The sequence below is a fragment of the Piscinibacter sp. HJYY11 genome (assembly GCF_016735515.1).
Classification (GTDB): domain Bacteria; phylum Pseudomonadota; class Gammaproteobacteria; order Burkholderiales; family Burkholderiaceae_C; genus Rhizobacter.
Window position 1 is genome coordinate 4,895,135 of sequence record NZ_JAERQZ010000001.1, and the last position, 12,079, is coordinate 4,907,213.

Annotated in this window: 10 protein-coding genes; 4 read left to right on the forward strand and 6 right to left on the reverse strand. The window is 70.0% G+C overall.

Annotation, left to right across the window (positions count from 1 at the left end; genetic code table 11):
• Positions 1 to 90 precede the first annotated feature (90 nt).
• Positions 91 to 1,122: a porin gene (locus JI745_RS22910; RefSeq protein WP_201812119.1), complete on the forward strand. Its 1,032-nt coding sequence runs from the start codon at positions 91 to 93 to the stop codon at positions 1,120 to 1,122.
• A 20-nt stretch (positions 1,123 to 1,142) separates the two neighbouring features.
• Here the strand turns inward: JI745_RS22910 and JI745_RS22915 are convergent, their stop codons facing one another.
• Complete coding sequence (locus JI745_RS22915) at positions 1,143 to 2,123, reverse strand: tripartite tricarboxylate transporter substrate binding protein (protein ID WP_201812120.1); 981 nt, start codon at positions 2,121 to 2,123, stop codon at positions 1,143 to 1,145.
• A gap of 176 nt (positions 2,124 to 2,299) precedes the next feature.
• Here JI745_RS22915 and JI745_RS22920 point away from each other — a divergent pair, with 176 nt between their 5' ends.
• The 3 genes from JI745_RS22920 to JI745_RS22930 are packed head-to-tail and all read left to right on the forward strand — an operon-like array spanning position 2,300 to position 5,313.
• Positions 2,300 to 3,259, forward strand: a complete 960-nt coding sequence (locus JI745_RS22920; RefSeq protein ID WP_201812121.1) for a tripartite tricarboxylate transporter substrate binding protein — start codon at positions 2,300 to 2,302, stop codon at positions 3,257 to 3,259.
• Between the two features lie 8 nt (positions 3,260 to 3,267).
• Entirely contained in the window at positions 3,268 to 3,786 is a 519-nt protein-coding gene (locus JI745_RS22925) for a tripartite tricarboxylate transporter TctB family protein (protein ID WP_201812122.1), read from the forward strand.
• A gap of 21 nt (positions 3,787 to 3,807) precedes the next feature.
• Positions 3,808 to 5,313, forward strand: coding sequence for a tripartite tricarboxylate transporter permease (locus JI745_RS22930; protein ID WP_201812123.1), 1,506 nt, complete (start codon positions 3,808 to 3,810; stop codon positions 5,311 to 5,313).
• A gap of 3 nt (positions 5,314 to 5,316) precedes the next feature.
• On the opposite strand, the gene uca is transcribed toward JI745_RS22930, so the two are convergent.
• From uca to JI745_RS22955, 5 genes are all read right to left on the reverse strand, one after another.
• Positions 5,317 to 8,916, reverse strand: coding sequence for an urea carboxylase (gene uca / locus JI745_RS22935; protein ID WP_201812124.1), 3,600 nt, complete (start codon positions 8,914 to 8,916; stop codon positions 5,317 to 5,319).
• A gap of 175 nt (positions 8,917 to 9,091) precedes the next feature.
• Positions 9,092 to 9,724, reverse strand: a complete 633-nt coding sequence (locus JI745_RS22940) for an urea amidolyase associated protein UAAP2 (RefSeq protein ID WP_201812761.1) — start codon at positions 9,722 to 9,724, stop codon at positions 9,092 to 9,094.
• A gap of 19 nt (positions 9,725 to 9,743) precedes the next feature.
• Complete coding sequence (locus JI745_RS22945; protein WP_201812125.1) at positions 9,744 to 10,475, reverse strand: urea amidolyase associated protein UAAP1; 732 nt, start codon at positions 10,473 to 10,475, stop codon at positions 9,744 to 9,746.
• Positions 10,472 to 11,266, reverse strand: a complete 795-nt coding sequence (locus JI745_RS22950; protein WP_201812126.1) for an ABC transporter ATP-binding protein — start codon at positions 11,264 to 11,266, stop codon at positions 10,472 to 10,474. Before JI745_RS22950 ends, JI745_RS22945 begins: the two co-directional genes overlap by 4 nt.
• On the reverse strand, positions 11,263 to 12,078 hold the full coding sequence (locus JI745_RS22955; protein WP_201812127.1) for an ABC transporter permease: 816 nt from the start codon (positions 12,076 to 12,078) through the stop codon (positions 11,263 to 11,265). The genes JI745_RS22950 and JI745_RS22955 overlap by 4 nt, the downstream gene beginning before the upstream one ends.
• Position 12,079 lies beyond the last annotated feature (1 nt).

The window sequence follows — 12,079 nt, forward strand, 5'->3', positions numbered from 1 at the left end:
CACTTGCCCTAGAACTTCGGACAGCCAGCTGACAGCCTGGCTGACCACCATCGATGGCGCCCCTCAACGAGGAAACAACGAGGAAACGCCATGACACGACAACACCTGTTTGCCCTTGCCGCGCTTGCCACCCTGGCCGACATCGCCAGCGCACAAGCTTCTTCCGTCACCCTCTTCGGCGTGGCCGACGCCGCCATCGAGCGCATCAAGGGCGCCACCTCGCTCACCCGATTGCAGTCGGGCCAGATGCACGGCTCCCGCTGGGGCCTGCGCGGCAGCGAAGACCTGGGCGGCGGCCTGCGCGCCTTCTTCCACCTGGAGCAGGGCTTCACGATCGACAACGGCCAGCTCGGCCAGGGTGGCCGCTCCTTCGGCCGCCAGGCCTTCGTGGGCCTGGGTGGCAGCTTCGGCGCCGTGCGCCTGGGCCGCCAGTACACGCCCTTCGACGACGTGGCCGGCTTGGTCGGCACCAAGACCTACGACGTGCTCAACGTGGCCCGCGCCATCGGCATCGAGAACAACGACCGGCTCGACAACACCATCACCTACGTCACGCCCACCGTCGGCGGCTTCGTCGGCCAGCTGCAGTACAGCCTGGGCGACGAGCGCAGCACCACCGATGCCAGCAAGAACTCCAACAAGTCGTACAGCGCCGGCGGCATCTGGAAGTCGGGCGGCGCGATGCTGGCCGGGGCCTACATCAACATCATCGACATCGACGGCACCGTGGCGGGCGACCAGCGCCGCCGCGCGGCGATGCTGGTGGGCGGCTACGACTTCGGGTCGGTGCGCTTCAACGTCTACGGGCACGGCCAGGGCATGGGCACTGCTGAGCGCAAGCGCATCGTCGGCGGCAACGTGGCGGCACCGATGGGCGCGTTCATCCCGTCGATCGGCTTCGCGATGGTGAAGAACGCGACCGGCTCTGCGGCCGACGACGACGCGAAGATCGTCACGCTGCAGGCACGCTACGACCTCACGCGCCGCACCTGGCTCTACGGCAACTTGACGGCGGTGTCGAACGACGGCTCGGCCAGCACCGGCGCCAACCTCGGCTTCAACAGCCCGGTGCGCGGCGACACCTCCAACGGCATCCAGTTCGGCGTGCGGCACGCGTTCTGAAGACCCGGCCTGCCGCCGCCTCATCCCTTGAGCTTGAGCAGGTGGGTGATGGCGGTGGCGATGCCGCTCTCGAACTGGATGAAGTTCGCGAACTCGCTGCCGTAGAGCGGCGAGCCGACCCAGTTGTTCTCCAGCAGCGACTGGCGCCAGCCGTTCGATTCGACGGTGGCCGCCACCAGCTTGCGCAAGGCCTCGCGCTGCGGGTCCGCAAGACCGGCCGCGGCGAACACGGCGCGCCAGTTGGCGAGCTCGGTGTCCACGCCCTGCTCACGCAGTGAGGGGATGCCGAAGAGCGCGCGCCGCGACGACATCGCCAGCGCGCGCAAGCTCTTGCTTTCGATGCTCGACTTGAATTCGCTGTAGCCCGAGATCGCCACGTGCGCCTTGCCCGATTGCACGAGCGCGATGGCTTCCTTGCCGCTGGAGGTGGGCACGTAGGTGAGCTGGCGCGTGTCGAGCCGCAGCGAGCGCAGCAGCATCGCGGCCAGCATGTGGTCGACGCCGCCGGCGGAGCCGCCGGTGAAGGTGATGCTGCCCACCTGGTGCTCGAGGCGGCGCGTGAGGTCGGGCAACGAGCCGAGCATGCGGTCGTCCTGCGCGACGCAGAGCACCAGGTAGTCGCTCGTGAGCCGCGCCACCGGGGTGAGCTGCTGCAGCGCGTCGGAGCGCTCGAGCGCGAGCGCGCCCAGCATCACGAGACCGCCGACGAAGAGGCAGGCCGGGTCGCCGGCGTGGCGCTGCTGGAAGTCGGCCAAGCCGACGGTGCCGCCCTTGCCGCCCTTGTTCTCGTAGCTCAGCTGGCCCACGAGGCCTGCTGCCTGCATGGCGGCGCCGAGGTGGCGGCCCGTCTGGTCCCACCCGCCGCCGGTGCCGGCAGGGATGTAGACCTTGAGCCTGGGGAAGAGCTGCGCCTGCGGGCGCGATGGCCTCGCCTGCGCCCATGCAGCCGCGGGCAGGCCCGCAGCGCCAAGCGCAAGGAGGCAAGAGCGTCGTCTCAGCATCACGGGCTCCATCGGTGGGGAGGAGCCCATGCTCGCGAGCGGCGCTGTCAGCCGGCTGTCACCTCGCCGCGGGGAAACCCGCTGCAGCGCACTAGCGTTTACACCAAGGCCGCTGAAAGTCGGCTGACAGTTCCGCTGTCGACCATGTGTTCATTCTTCTCTTCAGGAGGCATCACATGCGTCGAGACACTTTCCTCAGATCGATGGTCGCCCTGGCCGCCGCCGGCAGCCTGCCCGGCGTGGCGCGCGCGAGCGTCAACCTCAAGATGATGATTCCCGCCAACCCGGGCGGCGGCTGGGACCTGACCGGCCGCGCGCTCGGCAAGGCCCTGCAAGACGCCGGCGTGGCGGCCACCGTGACCTTCGAGAACAAGGGCGGTGCTGCCGGGGCACTGGGCCTCGCGCAGTTCGTCAATGCCAACAAGGGCGACCCGAACGCGCTGATGGTGATGGGCGCGGTGATGCTGGGCGGCATCATCACCGGCAAGCCGCCGGTCTCCATCACCCAGGCCACGCCGATCGCGCGCATGACGACCGAGTACAACGTCTTCGTGCTGCCGGCCGATTCGCCGCTGAAGACCATGAAGGACGTGGTCGAGCAGATGAAGCGCGACCCGGGCAGCGTGAAGTGGGGCGGCGGCTCGCGCGGCTCCACCGAGCACATCGCGGCCGCGATGATCGCGCGCGAGGTGGGCGTCGACCCGGCACGCATCAACTACGTGCCCTTCCGCGGCGGCGGCGAGGCGGTGGCCGCCATCCTGGGCGGCAACGTCACGGTGGGGGGCAGCGGCTACAGCGAGTTCGCGCAGTACATCGAGAGCGGCAAGATGCGCGCGGTCGGTGTCACCGCACCGGCGCGCGTGAAAGGCCTCAACGTGGCCACGCTCAAGGAGCAGGGCATCAACGTCGAGATCGGCAACTGGCGCGGCGTGTACGCAGCGCCCGGCATCACACCCGAGCAGCGCAAGGCGCTGACCGAGATGGTGCTCAAGGCGCTCAAGTCCAAGGCCTGGGCCGAGTCGCTCGACAAGAACGGGTGGACGTCGGCCGTGCTGGCCGGTGCGGAGTTCGAAGCCTTCGTGGAGCGCGACTTCGCGGCCCTGCGGGCCACCATGGTCAAGGCGGGCATGGTGTGAGCGCCGCGATGTCGGATCTCTCTTGGCGCGGCCAGCCCGGCCAGCTGCTGCTGATCGGGCTGGGCATTGCCACCGTGGGCGGCGCGATCGCCCTAGGTGCCTGCTTCATCCCCGGGTCGGCGGGCTATGCGGGTGTCGGCCCCAACTTCCTCCCGTGGCTCGTGGCCGTGGTGCTGATGCTGTGTGGCGGCCTGCTCGCCTGGCAGGTGCGCCACGGCGGCTGGCGCGACGTGGAAGCGCCGTCGGGCGCGGCGCGCGGCGACTGGCGCGCCTTCGCCTGGGTCGGCGCTGCGGTGCTGGCCAACGCCGCGCTCATCACCACGCTCGGCTTCGTGCTGAGCTGCGCGCTGTGCTTCGCGATGGCCGTGCGCGGCTTGCGCCAGTCCGAAGGGCGGCCGGCCGGGTCGTGGCGGCAGGCGCTCGTCGACCTGGGCACGGGCCTGGCGATCTCGGCGCCGGTGTTCTGGCTCTTCCGCGGGCTGCTCGCCATCCACCTTCCCGCACTGCTGCCGCAGGGCTGGCTCTGAGGTTTTCTTTCTCCGAAGTACATGGACATCTGGAACCAGCTCCTCGCCGGCTTCGCCTCGGCCGGCACGCCGATCAACCTCTTGTGGGCCTTCGTCGGCTGCGCACTCGGCACGGCCATCGGCGTGCTACCGGGCCTCGGCCCGGCGGTCACGGTGGCCATGCTGCTGCCCATCACCACGCAGGTCGAGCCCACCGCGTCGATGATCTTCTTCGCCGGCATCTACTACGGCGCGATGTACGGCGGCTCGACCACCTCGATCCTGCTCAACACCCCGGGCGAGACCGGCACGATGGTGACCGCGCTCGAAGGCTTCAAGATGGCCAAGAGCGGCCGCGCCGGCGCGGCGCTCGCCACCGCGGCCATCGGCTCCTTCGTGGCCGGCACGCTGGCGACCGTGATGGTCACGCTCTTCTCGCCCTTCGTCGCCGACTTCGCGGTGAAGCTCGGGCCGCCCGAGTACTTCTGCCTGATGCTGCTCGCCTTCACGACCGTGGGCGCGGTGCTGGGCAAGAGTGCGCTGCGCGGCATCACCGCGCTCTTCCTCGGGCTGGCCCTCGGCCTCATCGGCCTCGACCAGATCACGGGCCAGGTGCGCTACACCGGCGGCGTGCCGGAGTTCCTCGACGGCATCGAGGTGGTGTTGATCGCGGTGGGCCTCTTCGCGGTGGGCGAGACGCTCTACACCGTGCTCTACGAAGGGCGCAGCGAACCATCGCTCAACCGCATGAACCGTGTGCACATGACGCGTGCGGAGTGGAAGCGCTCCTGGCCGGCGTGGCTGCGCGGCACGGCGATCGGCTTCCCGTTCGGCGTGGTGCCGGCCGGTGGCTCGGAGATCCCCACCTTCCTCAGCTACGCCACCGAGCGCAAGCTGTCGAAGGCGCAGGGGGAGTTCGGCACCACCGGCGCGATCGAAGGCGTGGCCGGCCCTGAAGCGGCGAACAACTCGGCGGTGACGGCCACGCTCGTGCCGCTGCTCACGCTGGGCATCCCGACCTCGGTGACGGCCGCGATCCTCTTGAGTGCCTTGCAGAACTACGGCATCCAGGCCGGGCCGCAGCTCTTCCAGACCTCGTCGGCACTCGTGTGGGCACTCATCGCCTCGCTCTACATCGGCAACGTGATGCTGCTGGTGCTCAACCTGCCGCTGGTCGGGCTCTGGGTGAAGCTGCTCAAGATCCCGCGCCCGCAGCTCTACGCCGGCATCCTCGTCTTCGCGACCGTGGGCGTGTATGGCATGCGCCAGAGTGCGTTCGACCTCGTGCTCATGTTCGGCGTGGGCCTGGCCGGCGTGCTGATGCGGCGCTTCGACTTTCCCACCGCGCCGGTCATCGTCGGCATGATCCTCGGCCCGCTGGCCGAAGCGCAGATGCGCAACGCGCTGTCGATCGGCGAGGGGCATTGGTCGGTGTTCGTGCAGCGCCCGATGTCGATGGCGCTGCTGGCCTGCGTGGCGGCGGTGCTGGTGCTGCCTGCGCTCGGCCGGTGGGCACGCCGCCGGGCCTGGTCGCCCAGGCCGGCGTGAACCTCACGCGGCGTCGATGACCATCACGTACTGCCCCGCCCGCACCGGCGAGCCGGGCTGCACGCGCAGCTCGCGCACGACGCCGTCGCAGGGGGAGGGCAGCAGGATCTCCATCTTCATCGACTCCAGCACCGCGAGCACCTGGCCCGCCTCGACCTTCTGGCCCACACGGACCTGAAGCTGCCACAGGTTGCCGGCGATGAAGCTCTCGACGCCATGTTGCCCCGGCTGCAGCGGCGCTTGCTCGTCGTCGGCCGCGGCACTCTCCTGGCTCTCGAAATGCGCCTGGCCGGAGGCGATCCAGCGCTCGCGTTCGGCGTGGAAACCGGCCTGCTGCTGCGCACGGAAGGCCGCGATGCCTTCGGCCTCGCGCGCGAGGAAGCCTTGGTACTCGGCGAGGTCGAGCTCGGTGGTCTCGATGCGCAGGGGGTAGCGGCCGAGCGGGAAGTCGCGGCGGATGCGCAGCAGCTCCTCGGCCGACACCGGATGGAAGCGGATCTGGTCGAAGAAGCGCAGCAGCCACGGCTTGCCGCCGAAGGCGCCGTCGTGGCGGTAGCGGTTCCACATCTGCAGCGTGCGGCCGACGAACTGGTAGCCGCCCGGGCCTTCCATGCCGTAGACGCAGAGGTAGGCGCCGCCGATGCCCACCGAGTTCTCGGCCGTCCAGGTGCGGGCCGGGTTGTACTTGGTGGTGACGAGCCGGTGCCGCGGGTCGAGCGGCGTGGCGACCGGCGCGCCGAGGTAGACGTCGCCCAGGCCCATCACCAGGTAGCTGGCCTCGAAGACGGTGCGTTGCACGGCGTCGAGGTCGGGCAGGTCGTTGATGCGGCGGATGAACTCGAGGTTGCTCGGGCACCAGGGCGCGTCCTTGCGCACGGTGGTCATGTACTTCTGGATCGCGAGCTGGCAGGCCGGGTCGTCCCACGAGAGCGGCAGGTGCACGATGCGCGAGGGCAGCGTGAGCCTGCCCGCGTTGCAGATGCCTTCCCAGCCGCCGGCGATGGTCTCCAGCAGCTGCGCGAGCGGCAGTTGCTCGGGGCGGTAGTGGACCTGCAGCGAACGGATGCCCGGCGTGAGGTCGATCACGCCCGGGAGCGCCGCGGCCTCCAGCGTCTGCATCAGCGCGTGGGCGCGGAAGCGCAGCACCAGGTCGAGCTCGGGCGCGCCGATCTCGATCAGGAGGTGGGTGTCGCCGGACAGGCGGGCCACGAGGCGGCGGTCGGCCTCGCCGATGTCGAGCACGATCGGTGACGACAACGGGGCCGGCGACCACGCCACGGGCACCTCGGCCAGCGTGTCGATCTCCTCGCGGCGCGCCTGTGCCAGCCGGCGCGCGGTCGGCATGTCGACCGGCACGAAGCGCACCCGGTCGCCGGCCTTGAGCTGGCCGAGATGCCACAGGTCGGCTTCGATCACCGTCACCGGGCAGACGAAGCCGCCAAGGCTCGGGCCATCGGGGCCGAGGATGACCGGCATGTCGCCGGTGAAGTCGACCGCGCCGACGGCATAGGGGTTGTCGTGGATGTTCGACGGGTGCAGGCCGGCCTCGCCGCCGCTGTCGCGTGCCCATTCGGGCTTGGGGCCGATCAGGCGCACGCCGGTGCGGCTGGAGTTGAAGTGCACCTCCCACTCGGCGGCGAAGAAGGTGTCGATGTAGGCGGGGGTGAAGTACTCGGGCGCACCGTGCGGGCCGTAGAGCACGCGCAACTCGCGCACCGGGGCGAGTGTGGTGCGCAGGGCGGCGGGCAGGCTCGCGCCGGTCGTGTCATCGCCCGGCGCGCTCAGGTGCAGCACGTCGCCGGCGCGCAGCGCACGGCCCACGTGGCCGCCGAACTGGCCGAGCGTGAACGTGCTCTTGGAGCCGAGGTAGTCGGGCACCTGCAGGCCGCCGCGCAGAGCGAGGTAGCTGCGCGCACCGGCCTGCGTGGTGCTGCCCAGGCGCAGCGTGGCGCCGGCGGGGACCGCGAACACGGTGTCCATCGGTTGCGCCATTCCATCGAGCGTGATCGACATGGCCGCGCCGGTCACCACGGCCACGGCGGCGGTGTTGAAGCGCAGCGTGGGGCCGTTCATCGTGATCTCAAGCGCCGCGGCGCCGGGGGCATTGCCCAGCAGGCGGTTGCCCAGGCGCAGCGCGCGGTCGTCCATCGGGCCCGAGGGTGGCACGCCCACCGCCCAGTGGCCCAGGCGACTCGGCCAGTCCTGCACCGTGGTCTGCGTGCCGCCGGCGAGCACCTCGACCGTGTCGGCGCGGTAGGCCAGGCCTTCGAGGCAACGTGTCCACGGCGAGCCGCTGGCGAACGGTGTGTCGGCGAGGATCTGCCGCAGGTAGCCGCGGTTGGTCTCCACGCCGTAGAGCTGTGTGTCGGCCAGCGCCTTGTCCAGTCTCGCTTTGGCCTCGTCGCGCGTGGGCGCCCACGCGATGAGCTTGGCGATCATCGGGTCGAAGAAGGGCGGGATCTCGCAGCCGGCTTCGACCCAGGTGTCGATGCGCAATTCGCGGCCCTGCCCGGGTGGGAACTGCGCCTGCGTCAGCGTGCCGGGCGAGGGCTGGAAGTTGCGGCCCGGGTCTTCGGCATAGAGGCGGGCCTGGATCGCATGGCCGCTAGGTGTGAGCGGCTTCATCAACGAGGCGAGCGGCGGCAGGTCGCCGGCGGCGAGCTCGACCATCCAGCGCACGAGGTCGACGCCCCACACCTGCTCGGTCACGCCGTGCTCCACCTGCAGCCGCGTGTTGACCTCCAGGAAGTAGAAGCGCGAGGCTTCGCTGTCGTAGACGAACTCGACCGTGCCCGCGCTGCGGTAGCTCACCGCCTTGCCGAGCGTGATGGCGGCGGCGCAGAGCTGCTCGGCCATGCCGGCGGGGAGGTTGGGCGCAGGGGTTTCTTCCAGCACCTTCTGGTTGCGCCGTTGCACCGAGCAGTCGCGCACGCCGAGGGCGATGACCTCGCCACGGCCGTCGCCGAAGATCTGCACTTCGAGGTGGCGGGCGCGCTGGATGTACTTCTCGATGAAGACACCCGAGTCGCTGAAGTTGCTCTGCCCGAGGTGGCGCACCGCCTCGAAGGCCTCCGAGAGTTCGCGCGCATCGCGGCACACGCGCATGCCGATGCCGCCGCCGCCGGCGGTGCTCTTGAGCATCACCGGGTAGCCCACCTGTTCGGCCGCCGCCAGGGCCGCGGCCACGTCGTCCAGCAGCTCGGTGCCTTCGAGCAGCGGCACACCGTGCTGCTTGGCGATGGCGCGCGCCGTGTGCTTGAGGCCGAACACCCGCAGTTGCTCGGGCGTGGGCCCGACGAAGACGATGCCGGCGGCTTCGCAGGCCTCGGCAAACGCCGCGTTCTCGGACAGGAAGCCATAGCCCGGGTGGATGGCCTGCGCGCCGCTCTCGCGCGCGGCGGCGAGGATCTTCTCGACCACGAGGTAGGTCTGCGCGGCCGGCCCGTCGCCCAGGCTCAGGGCCTGGTCGGCTTGCGCGATGTGCAGGCTGGCCGCATCGGCCTCGGAGAACACCGCCACGCCCTGCACGCCGAGCGTGCGCAAGGTGCGCAGGATGCGGCAGGCAATCGCGCCGCGGTTGGCAATCAGCAGCTTGTCGAACATTCGAGCGTCCTTCGATCAGGTGCGGGCCGTCCCGCCATGAAGGTGGCGCGCCGCGGTCGTCCGCGGCGGGTGTGGTCGGGGTCTGCGTCTCAGCGCTTGCGTGTGGGGCCGTACAGCCCGGCGCGCGTCTTCATGAAGCCGAACAGCGCGGCCAGCAGCCGCCGCGACAAGCTCTTCAGTTCCATACCAGCACCTCCGCGGGGGTGGGGTTCCAGCCGTTGCAGGGGTTGTTGAGCTGCGGGCAGTTGGAGATGAGCACGATCACGTCCTGCTCGGCGCGCAACTCGACGTACTTGCCCGGCGCCGAGATGCCGTCTTCGAAGGTGAGGCCGCCCTCGGGCGTGACCGGCACGTTCATGAAGAAGTTGATGTTGGCGCCGATGTCGCGCTTGTTGAGCCGCCCGTCGTGCAGGCAGGCGCAGAGGAAGTTGTCGCGGCAGCTGTGCATGTAGCGCTTGCCGAGCGCGTAGCGCACGGTATTGCTCTCCTGGGCGCAGGCGCCGCCGAGGGTGTCGTGGCGGCCGCAGGTGTCGGCGGTGATGGTGAGCAGCGGGCGGCCGAGGTTGGAATACAGCACCGTGCCGGTCGTGAGGTAGGCCTTGTTCTGCCGCCGCATCGTGCGCTGCGGGTCGTAGCGCTCGCGCCGATTCGAGGCGCTGTAGAAGAGGGTGTCGACGGCCTGGTTGCCTTCGAGGTCGAGCAGGCGCAGGGTTTGGCCGGCCTTCACTTCGAAGAGATAGGGCTCGCCGGCGGGGATGACGTGGCGGAAGACGGCGTTGTCTGCGCGCCGGTCGCTGGCGGTCAGCATCTGCATGCGGTTCTCCTTCTCAGAGGTAGAAGCGTTCGGTGTTGTGGAAGGCGCGCTCGTTCTCGGGCCGCGAGTGGCGGCAGGCCGTGCTCACGCCGTCGCTGTGCGCCTGGCCCCAGCGCAGGTGCACCGGGCGCGGCTCGTAGCGCGGGTTCGGGTCCATCGGGTGCTGCAAGGCGGTGAGTACGACCAGCGTGTCCATCGGCGCGTAGAGCTCGACGTGGTCGCCCGGCTTCGAGTGGCCCGGCACGAAATGGAAGCTGCCTTCGTCGTCGACCGTGACCTTGCTGAAGAGGTTGACCACCATCAGCAGGTCCTGCAGGTCGAGGTTCCACTTGCCCATCTCGACCAGCAGGTTGTCGACGCCGTTGCGGAAGAAGCCGTTGCGCAGCTCCTGGTAGCGGCCGGTGCCGTATTTCTCGCGCACCTCGTCGGCGTTGAGCACGCCGCCGAAGGGGTCGTGCCAGCCGCAGCTGTCGGCGGTGATGGCGGCCAGCACGCGCCCCATGTCGGAGTAGAGGCAATGGCCTGCGGTGAGCCGCGCGGTGTGCTGGCCCTTCAGCGTGTCGGGCAGGTTGAGGCGCTCGCTCGGCTGGTGGGCGTTGAGCAGCATGAGACTCACGTTCCCGCCGCCCTCGATGTCGACGAGCCGCAGCAGGTGCCCGCGCTTCAGGATGAACGAGGTGTGGCCGCCGCCGGGCACGGTCTCTTCGTACAGCGTGGCCTGCAAGGCCAGGGTCTCGGTGTTCATGTGGGCTCCTGCGTGAGAACCCGCGCCGGCAGCGACGAAAGGGCAGCGTCGGCCAGGCGGCGGTCTTGGTTGAGACGGATGTCGTAGGTGATGCGCGCGCCGTAGGCCTGCGGTGCCTGCGGGTCGACGCGCAGCTTGTCGAACACGAGCAGGCGCGTGCCGAGGTTGAAGCCTTCGGAGAGGTCGTGCGTGACCATGAAGACGGTCAGGCGCGTTTCGCGCCACAGCTCCAGCAGCAGCGTGTGCATGTCCTTGCGGATGCCGGGGTCGAGCGCGCCGAAGGGCTCGTCGAGCAGCAGGATGGCGGGGCGCAGGATTAGGGCCTGCGCGATCGCGAGCCGCTGCTGCATGCCGCCCGAGAGCTGGCTCGGGTACTGGTGCAGCGCGTGCCCGAGGCCCACACGTTCGAGCAGGCGCGCGGCCTCGTCGCGGGCCGCCTGCTTGCGCCGCCCCCACAGCCGCCCGAGCAGCGGTGCGTTCGGCAGCTCCAGGCCGATCGCCACGTTGTCGAGCACGCTCAGGTGCGGCAGCACCGAGTAGCGCTGGAACACCACGCCGCGGCTGGCATCGGGCTCGTCGCGCAGCGCTTCGCCGCGCAGCAGGAGCTGCCCCTTGCTCGGCCGCTCCTGCCCCAGCAGCAGCCGCAGGAAGGTCGACTTGCCACAGCCCGAGGCGCCCACCAGCGTGCAGAACTCGCCTTCGTCGACGCTGAGGTTCAGGTGTTCCAGCACCACGTGTGCGCCATAGCGCTGCCAGACGTTGCGCACCTCCAGATAAGGCGCGCGGCTCATGGCTTGTCTCCCACCGACCACGGGAAGCACCACTGGTTGAGGCGGCGCAGGCCGTAGTCCATCAGCCAGGCGAGCAGGGTGATCCACACCACGTAGGGCAGGATCACGTCCATCGCCATGTAGCGGCGCACGAGGAAGATGCGGTAGCCGAGGCCGGCGGTCGCCGAGATGGCTTCGGCGCAGATGAGGAAGAGCCACGCCGAGCCGAGCATCAGCCGCAGCGACACCAGCAGCCGCGAGGCGAGCTGCGGGAGGATGACGCGCAGCACCAGCGTCCAGCTGTTGGCGCCCAGCGTCTGCGCCTTCACCAGCACCTCGCGCGGGATCTCGCGGGCGCGCTGCTCCAGGTCGCGCGCCAGGACCGGCGTGACGCCGATCACGATCAGCATCACCTTCGACAGCTCTTCCAGCCCGAACACGATGAAGAGGATGGGCAGGATCGCCACCGGCGGCACCATCGACAGCAGCGCGAGCATCGGCGACAGCGGCGCGCGCAGCAGCGGGAAGGCGCCAGCCGCGATGCCCAGGCACAGGCCCGCCAGCGCCGAGATGCCGAGGCCCAGGCCCAGCCGCACGAGGCTCGCCGCGGTGTCCGTCCACAGCAGGATCTCGCCGGTGCGCTCGTCTTCGGTGAAGGCCATGCGGTCGATGGCCTCGGCCATCTGCGTGGCGCTGGGCAGCAGCTTGTCGTCCGGGTTGTCGGCCAGGCGCAGGGCCGAGCCGGTGGCATAGACGGCGACGAGCAGGATCAGCGGCAGCAGCATCAGCAGCCACCGCCCACCCGGCCCCGGATGACGGTTGACGAAGCGCATC